Here is a 15,486-nt window from a genome sequence, read left to right as displayed (position 1 = left end):
ATTAAGCAAATAGGAAGGAAACAGGTTTTTCAGAGTCATCCTGAGAATATTCTTTTCTACGAAAATATATAACAATTCTTTTTAGAATAAAGCTTCCATTTAAACAACTTTTCTTTCGATATAAAACCAATGGGTGAATAATTTCTGTTCTTGCCGGATTCGATAGTGAGCCAAGAAAGGAATATTCAACACTCCATGCCCAAATGAATTTTAGGGTGATACCTAAATAGATACTGACATATAGAGCGTTTATGGCTGTAATATCGGATATATCAAATAGCAATTGAAACAAAAATTATCACCTCACTTAAATGTCAATGATATGAGTATATAGGAGATAGGGCAAAGAATCAATTTTATCTTTGCTAAAATGCCAGATTATGAAGATATTAACTAATTGGACCAGTAGGTAATGGTATCAAGGATGCCAACTAATACTAATATGAGACCTGCGATCTTTTGAACGACGTTACCAAATTTCCTGGTTTTTTTCAGCAACACTCCGTCCACCCCGAGAAACCAAATGATGAGCATGACAATAATTAGGGGGAGAGAAGTGCCAATCGCAAAAATCGTCGGGAGGACAGCACCATAGCTAGAGTTTAATACCAATGGCATAAGTGTTAGGAAAAATAGGACAAACATCGTTGGACAAAAAGCAATCGAAAAACTAATCCCCATTAAAAATGAGCCCCAGATGCCGCCTTTCTTACTGCTTGGAATTAGTGAACTAAGTCGACTAATCCACATTAATTTAAAAACCCCTAATAGAAACAACCCTAAAAGGATAATGAAAGGACCGATTAATTTTCGAAAAACAACGAAGAATGAGGTAATCGTCGTTTGAAATTCTTGGCCAATCATCCAAACAGCAAGGCCAAGACTTGAAAAGACCACTATTTTTCCAATAATAAAAAACAAGGCCTCAATCCACTGTTTTGTCGTTTGTAAGCTCCTATTTCCATAATAAGTGATCGCGCTTATATTCCCCGTTAACTGACATGGAGCAAGTGCGCCAATCAAACCAAGTAAAAGGGCGGCAAGAAGGGGGATATGGCTAGTTTCATTCATTAAAACCACAATTGGGCTGCTCAAAACTCTGCTTAGAGAGCTTAATATTTCATACATATTTAACAACCTTTCTACAGTAATAGGTGTTTACACCATAAAGATACTATAAAATTATCAATAAAATATGCAGAATTACGATTGTTCACAATTTAGTAAGAAAGCAAAAATGTGTATATTCATCCTTTTTACAATAAAACACTGATTCATTAGAATCAGTGTTGGATAGGTGCCTTCCAATGTGCAGTTATTAATTTATAAGCAAATTCAACTTTTTCCTCAGTAGGTGGTTCGACATGATTGAGTTGGTATTCATGTCCGAGTGCTTCCCACTTGTAGACACCGAGTTTATGATAAGGAAGAATTTCAATCTTTTGAACGTTTGTAAGTGTTCCGATGAACTCGCCCAGTTTTTCTAGGTCTTCAGGGTCATCTGTCACTGTTGGAACGAGGACATGGCGTACCCAAACAGGAACATTCCGATCGGATAAAAACGCAGCAAATTCAAGAATATGATCATTAGCCATGCCTGTTAACTGGATATGCTTTTTCCGATTAATATGCTTCAAATCAAGGAGCACTAAATCAGTGTATTGTAACAACTCTTCAAGCTGCTCAATAAAAAGCTTAGAATGGGAAAAGCAGCCGCCAGATGAATCAATGGTTGTATGAATCCCTTTCCTTTTACACTCCTTGAATAATTCAGTCAGGAAAGGTATTTGTAATAACGGCTCACCGCCACTAACCGTAATCCCACCACCAGAAGCCTGGATGAAGGGAAGGTAAGAGGTTAGATCATCCATGATTTCAGAAACAGTCATTTCTTTTCCGCTGCCAATTTCCCAAGTATCAGCATTATGGCAAAACTGGCAACGCAGTAGGCAGCCTTGGGTGAAAATGACATAGCGGATACCTGGTCCGTCGACTGTCCCTAATGTTTCGATAGAATGAATATTTCCGTTCATGAAAATGATCCCCCTTTTGATTAACAGAGCCCCTAAAGAAGGGGCTCCTTGTTTAAATATTAAAGTGACTCATGGAATGTACGATTAATTACGTCTAATTGCTGTTCTTTTGTTAATTTAATAAAGTTAACGGCATAACCAGAGACACGAATGGTTAATTGTGGATATAGCTCAGGGTGTTCCATAGCATCAATTAATGTTTCACGATTAAAGACGTTAACATTTAAATGATGACCTGCTTTAATTGCATATCCATCTAGGATTGATACAAGATTACGTACTTGACTTTCTTCTTCTTTACCTAGTGCTTTTGGCACAATCGAGAAGGTATTTGAAATTCCGTCCATTGCGTAGTTGTATGGAAGCTTCGCAACAGAGGATAAAGAAGCTAATGTTCCTTTTGTATCACGTCCGTGCATTGGGTTTGCACCTGGAGCAAATGGTTCTCCCATACGACGGCCATCTGGTGTGTTGCCCGTTTTCTTACCATATACTACATTTGATGTAATCGTCAAGACTGAAAGTGTATGAAGTGAGTCACGGTATGTTTGGTGCTTGCGTAGCTTTTTCATAAAAGTCTTAAGAATTTCTACGGCAATTGTGTCGACACGATCATCGTTGTTACCGTATTTAGGGAAGTCACCAGTTGTTTCAAAATCAACTGCTAAACCATTTTCATCACGAATGACTTTTACTTCGCCGTATTTAATAGCGCTAAGTGAATCGGCAACAACAGAAAGTCCTGCAATACCAGTTGCCATTGTACGAAGGATCTTCGTATCGTGTAGAGCCATTTCAATTCTCTCATAGCTATACTTATCATGCATATAGTGAATAACATTTAAAGTGTTAATATAAAGACCAGCGAGCCATTCCATCATCAAATCAAATTTTTGCATAACTTCTTCATAATTTAATACATCAGAAGTGATTGGCTGATATTGAGGTCCAACCTGAATTTTTAACTTTTCATCTACACCGCCGTTAATGGAGTATAGAAGCGCTTTTGCTAAGTTTGCACGAGCACCGAAGAACTGCATTTGCTTACCAATTTCCATTGCAGATACGCAGCAAGCAATTCCATAGTCATCGCCATATTCTGGGCGCATGATATCGTCGTTCTCATATTGGATGGAGCTAGTTTTGATTGACATGTTTGCACAATATTTCTTAAAGTTTTCAGGTAACTGGGGTGACCATAAAACAGTTAAGTTTGGTTCTGGAGCAGCACCTAAATTTTCTAATGTATGAAGGAAGCGGAATGAGTTTTTCGTTACAAGTGAACGGCCATCATTTGCCATACCGCCAATTGATTCTGTTACCCAAGTAGGGTCACCACTAAATAATTCATTATAATCAGGAGTACGCGCAAATTTTACAAGGCGAAGCTTCATAATAAAGTGGTCAACAATTTCTTGTACTTGTTCTTCAGTTAAAGTGCCGTTTTGTAAATCTCTCTCAACGTAAATATCTAAGAATGTAGATACACGCCCAAGGCTCATTGCTGCACCATTTTGTTCTTTAATGGCAGCTAAGTAACCAAAGTAAACAAATTGGAAGGCTTCAGCAGCATTTTTTGCAGGTTGGCTAATATCAAATCCATAGCTGTTTGCCATTTCCTTTAGTTCTTTTAAAGCTCGAATTTGTTCAGCGATTTCCTCACGAAGACGCATATTATCTTCTGTCATAACCTTACTTGTATTCTTCTTATCATTTAGTTTTTGTTGAATTAAGAAATCTACGCCGTATAAAGCGACACGACGGTAGTCACCGATAATACGTCCGCGTCCATAAGCATCAGGAAGACCTGTAATAATGGCTGCTTTACGAGCAAGCATCATTTCATCAGTATAGGCATCGAAAACACCTTGGTTATGGGTTTTACGGAACTCAGTAAAAATCTTTTCAATTTCCTCACTCATGGTATATCCGTATGCTTCACATGCACCTTTCGCCATCCGTATTCCGCCAAAAGGCTGTAAAGAGCGATTGAAAGGTTTATCAGTTTGTACACCTACAATTTTTTCAAGGTCTTCATTAAGGTAACCAGGACCATGAGAGGTAATAGTTGAAACGGTTTCCGTGTCCATATCCAACACGCCGCCATTTTCACGTTCTTGTTTAGTTAATTCCATTACCTGTTCCCAAAGTTTATTTGTTGCTTCTGTAGGTCCTGCTAAAAAGGAATCGTCTCCTTCGAAAGGAGTGAAGTTTTTAAGAATAAAATCACGTACGTTCACTTCTTTAGACCATGCACCTTTTGTAAAGCCATTCCATTGTTCCATTATTTATCACCTCATATTTTTGTGTAAAACTATATAACAGTTAGGTTGTTCTTTTAATACATTGAGTATAACAGTTTTTTGTGAAAAAAGGCACGTATATTAGTAACTAATTGTTAAGGTTTTGTGAAGTCTTATTTAAAGGGGGATTTTTGCAATATCAACAGGTTGTTTATAGGCGTTATGATGATAATTATAGAAACTGTACTATAATTATTAGGGGATATTTCAAAACTGTTATATAGGAGAAAAGTGACAATAACAATGTGTTAATAGTGAAAACCTCTGAAACAGAGTTCCTTTTTTAATGAAAAAAAACAGGAGAAAGCCTCCTGCTTTAATCAACGACAATATAGGCAATCATAGGACCATTATGCGTACGATCGGAATGGACTTCACAGATTAAGCGGTATGTTCCTTCTTTATCAAATTGCAATGGAACAACCGTTTCTTCTCCTTTTATTACTTTCCCTTTAATGTTTGTTCCTTCTATATAAAAGGGATGCTCTTCACCATTAATTCCACTAATAAATAACCTCACTTTTTCGTCCTTTTCCAGGAAAACTGTGCCGGGATCCCAACGATAAGCTTCCATTTCTTTCCCACTTTTCAATTTAGTGCTGAATTCAGCAGTAACCATGTGGATTTCGCGGATATCATTATTTTTCTGCTGATTAAAGACAGTGGTATCACCAGCCTTTAGCATGATCCACGCTGACAGGGTGATAAGGATAATCCCGACAGCCACAAAAAATAAGAGTGTTTCTTTTTTTAAGACTAAAAACTTCATTTGCATCCCCCTATAATTTTGTCCTACTTTATTCTTATGCCGAGTAGGGGAGGAAACTTGTCTCTTTTTTTACTTACTGGTATTGTTTTCACCAATATCTCCTAGTGTTAAAACGTTTTAGAATGGTTGAATATGAATAAAAGTGTCTAAAATAATAAGAAACAACCTGTAAATATCTTTGTTTTTCCTATGGAAACGTTTATAGTAAAAACAGGAACTTGCCATAATGTGCTTCTAAGGAATTTAGATGTTCGATGAGGTATAGTGAATCAGCAAAAAATTAGGTGGTTAGCTTGTTGGGGATTAAAAAAGAAAAAATATTAAAGTTAATTAAATTTATTTTCCCGTTGTTACTGTTAATCTTTGCTATTACTGAAATTAAAAAATTTACTCAAAACTTAAATATGCATTTACTTAAAGAAGAATTAAGTCAACTTAATATCGGACTTCTTCTATTAATTTTATTAATTACCTTTACAGCTGTTTTACCAATGCTCCTTTATGATGTAATTTTAGTACGAATATTAAAGGTAAAGGTTCCCACTAGAGATCTGATGGAACAATCTTTCATTGCAAATTCATTTTCAAACCTAATAGGCTTTGGCGGAATAATCGGCGCGATGTTAAGGACATATCTCTTTCATAAGTATGAGCAGGATAAGCGCAAACTCTTAGGGGTTATTGCCTCGGTGTCCTTATTTTATTTAACTGGTATTTCATTTCTTTCTTGGATTGTCACTATTATGCACCGTAACTTCCCACTGTTTATTGATACAAGATGGCTATATTTTGCGGTGCTAGGTGTGGGTTTATATTTACCACTGTTTTTAATCATACATATTGTTAAGTCAAAAAAGGATAATCAAGCACTACTAAGGACAAAAATTACCTTCCAGTTAGTTTTGGTGTCAATTATTGAGTGGCTGGCCGTATTTTTTGCGATTTGGTTATTAACGAGGATATTGGGTATTTCTATTTCTGCAGAAAACCTTTTTCCTGTCTATATTGTAGCTGCTTGTGCTGGTATCATTAGTATGATTCCGGGCGGATTAGGCTCCTTTGATTTGGTATTCATTTGGGGGATGCAAGATTTATTCGTACCAGAAGAAAAGGTCCTTGTTTTATTATTGTTTTATCGGATTGGCTATTACTTCGTTCCTTTTTTAATAAGCCTTGTCTTTTTTGTTAAACTATATTGGAAGAAATGGAATCAAACTTGGAATGATCTTCCTAGAGCGGTACTGCAAGGATTTAGTCACGTCATGCTAACCATGCTTGTCTTCTTATCTGGACTAATCCTGCTGTTATCAGCTAGTGTACCAGGAATCATGTCAAGATTGAGGGTAGCACAAGAGCTGTTATCCTTTCCCATCATTAACGTATCGCACCAATTATCAGTAGCTGCTGGTTTTTTACTATTAGGCTTGTCTCGCGGGATTGAATATAGTGTGAAGCGGGCGTATGAACTGTCCATGTTTGCGTTAATTCTGGCCGCGCTATTTTCGATATTTAAAGGGATTGATTATGAAGAAGCCATATTTTTAATCATCGTTGCCCTGTTACTAAGAATGTCAAAAGGTCAGTTTTATCGGGAGAGCTACGTGTTAACATGGGGAAAAACAGTTTTTGATGTGATGGTCATACTTTTGATTACGTTTATGTATCTTCTAATTGGCTACGTAAACTTACCAAACTCTAAAATTGAAATTCCCCAAAAGCTGTTGCCGTATGTGATTGTTGATTATCGTGACTTATTTACAAGTGCTGCAATCGGTCTGGTTATTGCTTTAGCTATTCTTTTGTTTGGATATTTGATCAGTTTGCCTAAAAATTGGATTTTAGAACGTTCAGTTTACAGAGAGAAAGAAATTATTGAACATTTATCGAAATACCGAGGTAAAGTGTTGTCCCATTTAATCCTGCTACATGACAAATTTATATTTTGGAACAGCAAGAAGAACGTATTAATTTCTTTCCAGCAATATGCAGACAAGCTTGTCATTTTGGGTGACCCGATTGGCGAAAAAACGGAATTATCAAATGCCATAGAAGAATTTCAGGAAATAGCTGATTTACATGGCTTTACTCCTGTATTTTATCAGGTAAGCGATGATATGCTGCCGTATCTCCATGGACACGGTTTTGCTTTTTTTAAGTTGGGTGAAGAAGCATTTGTGGATCTAAAAAAATTCACCTTAACGGGAAACAAAATGAAAGGGTTACGCGCATTAAGAAATAAATTTGTTCGAGCGAATTATTCTTATGAGGTGGTCAGCCCCCCATATTCAAACGAATTTATGCAAGAATTAAGAGATATATCAAATGAGTGGCTCCAAGGGAGAGAAGAGAAAGGTTTTTCATTGGGTTTCTTTTCGGAAGATTACTTAAATAAGGCTCCAATTGCCATTGTTAAGGATGAGCGCAGGCAAATTCTTGGCTTTATGAGCATCATGTATGTTTATGATGACTATCAAACTATCTCTGTTGATTTAATGAGGTTTAGACCTGATGTATCATCTGGCGCAGTCGATTTTCTTTTCCTTTGTTTATTTGATTGGGCTAAAGAAAAAGGATATGACCGTTTTAATATGGGAATGGCGCCATTGGCCAATGTGGGACTATCTAGGTTTTCTTTTTTAAGTGAAAAAATTGCTGCACAAATTTTTCTGCATGGCCATTTTATCTACCACTTCCAAGGACTGCGGAAATTCAAAGAAAAATATACGAATATTTGGGAGCCTAAATACTTGGCCTATCGCAGAAAATCTTCTTTACCATTTATCATGGCGCAAATCACATTGCTCATATCGAAAAAAAGGAACTAGTACTAAAACCGGCAGGTGATCCTGCCGGTTTTTTTATAAAGTGGGCACATGTTGTAATTTCCAATTGAAACTATTATTTTGCTATACAATCTGTTAATATAAAATAGGAAAATATGTAAAGTTGGGTGTAATTAATGAAGAAAATTGTATCAATCATCACAGTTATGCTACTACTGCTTGCTAACCATCTAACAACCGAAGCTGCTAATACTGGTCAATTGAACCTGAAGAGCAAAGGTGCCGTTCTTTTAGATTCAGATACAGGAGCCGTTCTTTATGCAAAAAATGCCGATAAAAGGATGTATCCTGCTAGTTTGACGAAAATTGCAACTGCAATATATGCGATTGAAAAGGGGAAGTTAGATAGCATTGTAACTGTTAGTGGGAATGCTGTTAGGCAGGATGGGACAAGGGTTTATTTAGTTGAAGGGGAAAAAATCACGTTAAAGCAATTAATTCAAGGAATGCTGGTTAATTCAGGTAATGATGCAGCCGTTGCGATTGCTGAACATCTAGATGGAAGCGTGAAACAGTTTTCTGTACATTTGAATGAGTATTTAACAACAACTATTGGTGTAAGGAATACACATTTTATAAATCCGAATGGTTTATCTGATAAAAACCACTACACAACCGCAATGGATTTAGCAAAGATTACGAATTATGCCATTAAGAACCCCGTCTTTGCTGATATCTTTGGAACTAAAGTACTTAAGTGGAAGGGGCAATCATGGAAAACAAATATCCTCACTCATCACCGAATGCTAAAAGGAGAGTTCGCCTATCCAGGTGTAACGGGAGGGAAAACAGGGTACACAGTTAAAGCAAAGCAAACACTTGCTACCACTGCCCAAAACGCGAACATTAGGTTGACTGCTGTCGTCCTAAACTCTGATCTGCCAAAAGACAAATATGATGATACAACCAGTTTATTTGATTTTGGTTTTAAGAACTATAAACATAATATATTAAAGCAGGTTGAGGTTTTTACAAAGGATAATAAACATTACTACCCTGAAACCGATACCCTTATTACCGAGTCAATTAAAGGGAGTACAAAAGAGCTAAATAACCAGGGAATACTATCTATTAAAAATACCAATGGCCAAGTGGTCCAGTTAGTCGCCCTTAAATACAAAGAGCCAATTCCGAAAAAGGTTTTAGTGAAAAGTGAAACAACTGTGGAAAAGAATCCGCAAAAAGAGCATTTAAGTTATGTTACTGTCATATACGGGTTTATGATTATTGCATTAGCAGCCATCTTTGTTGGAGTGAGAAAAAAATTCACTAAAAAATTCTAGCCACATGATAAGTCATAAAAGGTTGATTCCTTTTATGGCTTATTTTTTTATGACATTGCTAGCTATCATGGAAAAAACAAAAAAAGACTAAAGTAATCTCCTTTAGTCTTTGAAACTGAAATAATTATTGTAATCTGCTTTCTACTTGTTGACACACTTCATCAGCTGAAAGGCCATTTGCGTCAATGACTGACCCTTTTGTAACGGTATCCTGCATACCCATTACGTTGGAATCTAGTCCTGTTACAACACAGCAATCACAATTCTGGGCGTCTGACTCCTGCTTTAATTCAACAACATCATAACCTTTTTCACGTAAGGCTTGTTGAACCTGTGTAAGAGATTCTTCAACACCAATTTTTGCCATACAAAACACCTCCTCTTCTAGATTATCTTTCCTCACTTTATCTGAATTATTCGGAATAAGTAGCGATAATCCTCCAAAAGCTAATAGGGGAGGTGTACAAAAATGGGAAAACGTAAAAAGGATCCATCAACAATTGGCCTGGCATCCTCGCAAGTAGAAGGACAAGGCACAACAACAACTGAGACAGGTTCAAGAACTGAACCTTCTTCTAGAAGAAAGCAGAAAAGAGATTAATAAAAAGGGCACAGCGTTGACTGACGCGGTGCCCTTTTGTTCCAAACCCTTTTGTTCCAAACCCTTATTGATACATTTCAGCGACTTGCTTCTGTATTTCATCATTTTCAAGGTATTCATCATAGCTCAGTTGCTTATCCACTAAGCCTTTTGGAGTTAATTCAAAAATACGGTTGGCGATGGTTTGAATAAACTGATGGTCATGGGATGCGAAAAGCAAGGATCCCTTGAAATTGATTAAGCCGTTATTCAGCGCAGTAATCGATTCTAAATCTAAATGGTTAGTTGGTTCATCTAAAAGGAGAACGTTTGCCCCATTTAACATCATTTTCGATAACATACAGCGAACCTTTTCCCCCCCGGAAAGTACACTAGCCTTTTTAAGTACCTCTTCACCAGAGAAAAGCATTCTTCCTAAAAATCCACGTAAAAAGCTTTCACTATCATCTTTAGGTGAGAATTGACGAAGCCAGTCTACTAGGTTTAATTCACTATTCTCAAAGTACTCGGAGTTATCTTTAGGGAAATAAGCTTGTGAAGTGGTAATGCCCCATTTATAGGTACCGCTGTCTGCTTCCATTTCACCCATTAGAATTTTAAACAACACAGTCTTAGCAGCCTCGTTTGTACCTACAAGGGCAATTTTATCACCCTTATTAACGATAAAGTTAATGTTATCTAGGACCTTTACACCATCAATGGTTTTTGTTAATCCTTCAACTCTTAATAAATCATTTCCGATTTCACGATCGGGAGTAAACCCGACAAATGGATAACGGCGAGAAGAAGGTCTAATATCATCAAGAGTAATTTTATCAAGTAACTTCTTCCGAGATGTAGCCTGCTTTGATTTCGACGCATTCGCACTGAATCGCGCAATAAAGGCTTGTAATTCCTTAATTTTTTCTTCTTTCTTTTTGTTAGCGTCAGAAGTTAATCTTGTAGCTAATTGGCTTGATTCATACCAGAAATCGTAGTTGCCTACATAGATTTGGATTTTACCAAAGTCAAGATCGGCGATATGTGTACATACCTTATTTAAGAAATGTCGATCGTGGGAGACAACAATTACAGTATTTTCAAAGTTAATTAGGAAATCCTCTAACCATTGGATTGCTTTAATATCTAAGTGGTTAGTTGGCTCATCGAGTAATAAAACGTCTGGTCTGCCGAATAAGGCCTGTGCAAGCAATACTTTCACTTTTTCCGAACCAGTTAATTCTGCCATTGTTTTATAATGAAGATCTTCCCCAATACCAAGGCCTTTTAAAAGAATAGCCGCTTCTGGTTCTGCTTCCCAGCCGTTTAGCTCTGCAAATTCGCCCTCCAGTTCAGCAGCCTTCATGCCGTCTTCATCTGTGAAGTTTTCCTTCATGTAAATTGCGTCTTTTTCTTGCATGACTTCATAGAGTCTTGAATGACCCATAATGACTGTCTTTAATACTTCATACTCTTCATATTCGAAATGGTTTTGTTTTAGCACAGCCATCCGTTCGTTAGGTCCGAGCTGAACTGTTCCCGATTGTGCTTCAATTTCCCCAGATAAAATTTTTAAAAATGTGGATTTGCCGGCACCATTTGCACCAATTAGTCCGTAGCAGTTACCAGGTGTAAATTTAATGTTTACATCTTCGAATAATTTTCGGTCCCCATATCTTAAACCTACGTTACTTACAGTGATCATATTGAAAACATCCTCCAAAAACAAAATATCTACTGATTATACCATTAAATAAGAAGAAGAGCGAATTCTTTAAGGCCTGAAAAAGTAGATAAGAAAAATTTTCTAAAAAAATTTGCCCGATTTCACACTTTATTCATATTTTTGTTGTAGAATTGGGGTAAAGATGCAAGTAAAAGAAGGTGTGAAATGGATGACAAAAAATCAACTAACTGAACTTGTTAACAAATTAAAAAAAGCTGGTATAAAAGCGAGTTTAACCAAACCAAAATCCACTTACCTCTTGTCACTAAAGCAAATAAAAAATTACCCTTCATCCGTAAATTGATTTGAAAAGTGAATTTGGGTACGAAAAGAAGGAATAAAAAGCGATTAATCCCTAAGGACTAATCGCTTTTTTGTTATTTTATTTTATTTTATTTTATCCATCACTTTGTCGTACACTTCTTTTTTGTCAAAGTCTTTGCCCATCGGGAATTTTGCAACGAATTTATTGTTTTCATCAATTAAAAAAGTAAAGGTTGAATGAACGAATTGGCCGTTGCCAGGGTCTTTAAACTGGAATTGCATCGCATCAGTAACCTTTTTAATTTCAGCTCGGTCCCTTTTAATGTTTTCTTTGTCTCCAGTTAAAAATAACCATGACTTGTTATTTTCTATTTCGAAACCTTTCATATAATCGCTTAGAATCTCAGGAGTGTCGCGATAAGGGTCAATTGTTATCGTCAAGAATTCAATATCCTTTCCAAAGACACCAGACTTCTCGAAATCTTTTTTCAAGTCAATCATCTTTTGTGTCGTTGTTGGGCAAATGTCAGGACAATGGGTGTAGATAAATTCAACAAGTTTTAGTTTGGTTTTATCCTTGCCAAAATTATAAGAATCACCATTTTGGTTGATCAAGGTCACTTCTGCAGGTATCTTTGCGTTTGCATCACGAATGAGAAAGAATGAAATTCCTGCTGCAATTCCGATAAATACAGCAAGACTGCAAATTAAATAGATCTTTTTCATATGTATCCCTCCTACATTTAAGATAAAGAAGTTAGTAATAAAAAGATATGGATAATTTGTGAACAAAACGGTAAAACTAAATTGACATGTGTTTCCATTTGTTATATTCTTTAACAGAAGAATATAATTTTTCAAAAATATAATGGTATATAAGGGAGTATGTTTTATGTTAGGTGTCGTTCTTAACTAATCCAATCAATTGGATAGGTTCATTCCAATCCTCTTTCAATTTTATCTTGAATTGAGGCTTATTTAAGTATGGAATGGAGTTAAGAACAATGGGCATCATAAGCATACATCTTTTTACCAATGTTGCTGTGTACATCCGTGTAGACAGTTTTTATTTTGGGTAAATATTTTGTATGAATGAAATGGTTTATTTCATTTGGCCGCAATGACATTGTTCATTGCGGCTATTTTTATTTTAGGAGGAAAAAAAGTGAATCAACATACCTTTTTAACTTTAGAATTTCAGCAAATCAAAGAAACCCTTGCCAAGTTTGCTTTAACAAAAGAAGGGAGGGAAAAAATCGACTGTTTGACACCATCGACAAATAAGAAGCAGATAGAAGCCTGGCTGGATGAGGTATCAGAGGCAGTAGAGATACTGAGAAAGAGTGCGAGTGTCCCGGTGCATGGATTGGATGGGATGGACGCTTTACTTACTAACATGAATAAAGGGGTAGCACTAAGAGCTGATCAACTGGCAAAGCTTTATGATTTTTTAGACTGCTGCGGAAAAATGCGTAGATATATGAAGGATAAAGTGTATTATGCTCCAAGAGTTTCTTCCTATGTTGATGGAATAGATGAATTACCGGAGCTTGCCAATGAGATTATCCGTTGTATCCGAAATGGCCGAGTTGATGATTATGCAAGTAAAGAGTTATTAAAAGTGAGAAAACAAATAGCGATTCAAGAGGAACGGTTAAAGGAAAAAACACTGCAATTAATACGTTCGAATAAATATAAAATCTATTTACAAGAGAATGTAATCAGTCAAAGAAACGGCAGGTATGTAATCCCGATTAAGAAAGAATACCGAAACAAAATAAAGGGGGTTATATTAGATACCTCTGCTTCAGGTTCGACACTGTTTATCGAACCAGAAGAAATCGCTGTTTTTCAAGATCAATTAAATTGGTTATTTGCCGATGAAGAGGTTGAAGTTCAGAGGGTTTTAACCTATTTAACAGGGTTGGTGGAGGAAAAGGAACAGCAAATTCGGCTGGCGATGGAAACGATGATTCATTACGATTTTTTATTTGCCAAGGCAAAGTATGGCCGTTCAATAAATGGATCAAAGGTAGGAATTAATGAATCTGGTCAATTAAATTTAATGGACGCAAAACACCCGCTCCTAGGTGAAAAGGCAGTCCCTCTTTCTTTATCATTGGGGGAGGAACAACAGGCATTAGTAATTACCGGTCCAAATACTGGCGGGAAAACGGTTACGATAAAAACGGTTGGACTATTGACACTAATGGTTCAATCAGGTCTTCATATTCCGGCTGCACCAGAAAGTAATTTAAATATTTTTGAGCGCATTCTAGTGGATATTGGCGATGGGCAAAGTATTACTGAAAATTTAAGTACGTTTAGCTCACGTATTGTAAATATCATTGAAATATTAAAAGACACCCAGCACCGGACTTTGGTGTTACTAGATGAATTAGGATCTGGTACCGACCCTGGTGAAGGTATGGGGCTCGCAACTTCTATATTAGAAACTTTGTATGAAAAAGGGGCGACTATCCTCGCAACCACCCATTATAGTGAGATCAAAGTATTGGCTGAAACTCACCCAGGTTTTATCAATGGTTCAATGGAGTTTGATCTAACTACATTAAGCCCAACCTATCGTTTGAACATTGGGAGAGGTGGAGAAAGTCAGGCATTTGCAATCGCTTTAAAGCTCGGGATTCATCCCAAAATTCTTGAAAGGGCTCATAACATCACTTATAAGGAGGAGAAGCGATATACCACCGTGATAACAGATACACAGAAGCTGAGGGAATTGGAAAAACAGGTGATTATCAATAAATATCAAAACCAAAAGAAAAAAGAGAATACAGAAGTAAAAGTGGCCCGCTTTCAACAGGGTGACAATGTTAAACTATCACCTTTGAATGAATTTGGGATAATCTACACAGGACCTGATCAACTGGGGAATTATGTTGTGCAGGTAAAAGGTGAAAAGCAAACAATAAATCATAAGAGAATTAGTTTATATATCGCAGCAGAAGAATTATACCCGGATGATTATGATTTTGACATCATCTTTCACACGAAGGAAAACAGGAAGAAAGATAAACTGCTCTCCAAAGGACATCAAGAGGATATTACCATCGAATATAAAGAAGGGAAGATATAAAAAAGAGAGCCTTCCTTTTCGGGAAGGCTTGTATTTTTAGTTATCCTTAGTTATTCCTGTTCTTTTTACGGTATCTTTCTGCTAGTAATTGTTTAACTTCATTATAGCTTAAACCAGATTGGCTGTTTAATCGCTTGACTTCTTCGATATCAGTTCTAACTTTGGTATATCTCTTTTGATCCATTAACATGGTTTTTATCAACTCCTTAGTATTTCTGGAAATGAAAAGGAACTTTTTTGTGCATACTAATAAAAAAGGAGGCGGTTCCCATTTTTTACGGTAAAAGAGCTAAAGAAGAAGAAATTGAAACAATCTTGGTAAATACTGAAATCTATTCTTGCATAGATGAAGCGTGTATTGGTTGGATGAGGAAGGACTTCGTGGCAGATGACTTACTCTGCCCAATGTGTGGCAATGAAATGCTTCAAGGAATGAGAGAACTTCCGCAAATTTAAGAATGAAAGCGCAAGCGCCCTGGTCAGCGGCGTATGGCCTCCTCGAAAGGGCTAACTCCCTTTCTTCGTGCGATGCTTATGCTGCCGAAGCCTTCCTTGTGGAGCGCTCCAACTGAGATAAAGGAAACA

The 15,486-nt window shown here is 36.7% G+C and carries 13 protein-coding genes; 5 read left to right on the top strand and 8 right to left on the bottom strand.

What is annotated here, in order from left to right:
• Position 1: 1 nt before the first annotated feature.
• From V7121_RS20570 to V7121_RS20550, 5 genes are all read right to left on the bottom strand, one after another.
• Positions 2-292, bottom strand: coding sequence for a hypothetical protein (locus V7121_RS20570; RefSeq protein WP_335500128.1), 291 nt, complete (start codon positions 290-292; stop codon positions 2-4).
• A 101-nt stretch (positions 293-393) separates the two neighbouring features.
• The gene (locus tag V7121_RS20565) at positions 394-1,128 is read right to left on the bottom strand and encodes an urease accessory protein UreH domain-containing protein (RefSeq protein WP_335500127.1); all 735 of its coding nucleotides are present in this window, start codon (positions 1,126-1,128) and stop codon (positions 394-396) included.
• Positions 1,129-1,283: 155 nt separating this feature from the next.
• On the bottom strand, positions 1,284-2,033 hold the full coding sequence (gene pflA / locus V7121_RS20560) for a pyruvate formate-lyase-activating protein (RefSeq protein WP_335500125.1): 750 nt from the start codon (positions 2,031-2,033) through the stop codon (positions 1,284-1,286).
• 59 nt (positions 2,034-2,092) lie between these two features.
• The gene (gene pflB, locus V7121_RS20555) at positions 2,093-4,318 is read right to left on the bottom strand and encodes a formate C-acetyltransferase (RefSeq protein WP_335500123.1); all 2,226 of its coding nucleotides are present in this window, start codon (positions 4,316-4,318) and stop codon (positions 2,093-2,095) included.
• A 334-nt stretch (positions 4,319-4,652) separates the two neighbouring features.
• Entirely contained in the window at positions 4,653-5,105 is a 453-nt protein-coding gene (locus V7121_RS20550) for a hypothetical protein (protein WP_335500121.1), read from the bottom strand.
• Between the two features lie 296 nt (positions 5,106-5,401).
• Between V7121_RS20550 and mprF the strand changes: the two genes are divergently transcribed.
• The gene (gene mprF, locus V7121_RS20545) at positions 5,402-7,930 is read left to right on the top strand and encodes a bifunctional lysylphosphatidylglycerol flippase/synthetase MprF (RefSeq protein WP_335500120.1); all 2,529 of its coding nucleotides are present in this window, start codon (positions 5,402-5,404) and stop codon (positions 7,928-7,930) included.
• 134 nt (positions 7,931-8,064) lie between these two features.
• Complete coding sequence (locus V7121_RS20540) at positions 8,065-9,231, top strand: D-alanyl-D-alanine carboxypeptidase family protein (RefSeq protein WP_335547627.1); 1,167 nt, start codon at positions 8,065-8,067, stop codon at positions 9,229-9,231.
• Positions 9,232-9,355: 124 nt separating this feature from the next.
• On the opposite strand, the gene V7121_RS20535 is transcribed toward V7121_RS20540, so the two are convergent.
• Positions 9,356-9,598 carry a YkuS family protein gene (locus tag V7121_RS20535; protein WP_335500116.1) on the bottom strand — a complete coding sequence of 81 codons (243 nt, stop codon included), beginning with the start codon at positions 9,596-9,598 and terminating at the stop codon, positions 9,356-9,358.
• Positions 9,599-9,700: 102 nt separating this feature from the next.
• Between V7121_RS20535 and V7121_RS20530 the strand changes: the two genes are divergently transcribed.
• Positions 9,701-9,832 carry a YuzL family protein gene (locus V7121_RS20530; protein WP_335500114.1) on the top strand — a complete coding sequence of 44 codons (132 nt, stop codon included), beginning with the start codon at positions 9,701-9,703 and terminating at the stop codon, positions 9,830-9,832.
• Positions 9,833-9,896: 64 nt separating this feature from the next.
• On the opposite strand, the gene V7121_RS20525 is transcribed toward V7121_RS20530, so the two are convergent.
• Together V7121_RS20525 and V7121_RS20520 are read right to left on the bottom strand one after the other, a co-directional pair.
• Positions 9,897-11,516, bottom strand: coding sequence for an ABC-F family ATP-binding cassette domain-containing protein (locus tag V7121_RS20525; protein ID WP_335500112.1), 1,620 nt, complete (start codon positions 11,514-11,516; stop codon positions 9,897-9,899).
• Positions 11,517-11,924: 408 nt separating this feature from the next.
• The gene (locus V7121_RS20520; RefSeq protein ID WP_335500110.1) at positions 11,925-12,527 is read right to left on the bottom strand and encodes an SCO family protein; all 603 of its coding nucleotides are present in this window, start codon (positions 12,525-12,527) and stop codon (positions 11,925-11,927) included.
• 439 nt (positions 12,528-12,966) lie between these two features.
• On the opposite strand from V7121_RS20520, the gene V7121_RS20515 reads away from it, so the two are divergent.
• The gene (locus V7121_RS20515) at positions 12,967-14,901 is read left to right on the top strand and encodes an endonuclease MutS2 (RefSeq protein ID WP_335547625.1); all 1,935 of its coding nucleotides are present in this window, start codon (positions 12,967-12,969) and stop codon (positions 14,899-14,901) included.
• Between the two features lie 237 nt (positions 14,902-15,138).
• Positions 15,139-15,357: a cold-inducible protein YdjO-related protein gene (locus V7121_RS20510; RefSeq protein ID WP_335500108.1), complete on the top strand. Its 219-nt coding sequence runs from the start codon at positions 15,139-15,141 to the stop codon at positions 15,355-15,357.
• Positions 15,358-15,486: the final 129 nt, after the last annotated feature.

Origin of the sequence: Neobacillus drentensis (assembly GCF_036962125.1) — a bacterium.
GTDB lineage: Bacteria > Bacillota > Bacilli > Bacillales > Cytobacillaceae > Neobacillus > Neobacillus drentensis_B.
The sequence above is the reverse complement of the archived record's forward strand: the minus strand, read 5'-3'. Positions and strand labels throughout refer to the sequence as shown.

Coding starts and splice junctions, on each gene's coding strand:
- V7121_RS20565 (WP_335500127.1), bottom strand. CDS start 1,128: ATGTATGAAATATTAAGCTCTCTAAGCAGAGTTTTGAGCAGCCCAATT.
- pflA (WP_335500125.1), bottom strand. CDS start 2,033: ATGAACGGAAATATTCATTCTATCGAAACATTAGGGACAGTCGACGGA.
- pflB (WP_335500123.1), bottom strand. CDS start 4,318: ATGGAACAATGGAATGGCTTTACAAAAGGTGCATGGTCTAAAGAAGTG.
- V7121_RS20550 (WP_335500121.1), bottom strand. CDS start 5,105: ATGAAGTTTTTAGTCTTAAAAAAAGAAACACTCTTATTTTTTGTGGCT.
- V7121_RS20540 (WP_335547627.1), top strand. CDS start 8,065: ATGAAGAAAATTGTATCAATCATCACAGTTATGCTACTACTGCTTGCT.
- V7121_RS20535 (WP_335500116.1), bottom strand. CDS start 9,598: ATGGCAAAAATTGGTGTTGAAGAATCTCTTACACAGGTTCAACAAGCC.
- V7121_RS20530 (WP_335500114.1), top strand. CDS start 9,701: ATGGGAAAACGTAAAAAGGATCCATCAACAATTGGCCTGGCATCCTCG.
- V7121_RS20525 (WP_335500112.1), bottom strand. CDS start 11,516: ATGATCACTGTAAGTAACGTAGGTTTAAGATATGGGGACCGAAAATTA.
- V7121_RS20520 (WP_335500110.1), bottom strand. CDS start 12,527: ATGAAAAAGATCTATTTAATTTGCAGTCTTGCTGTATTTATCGGAATT.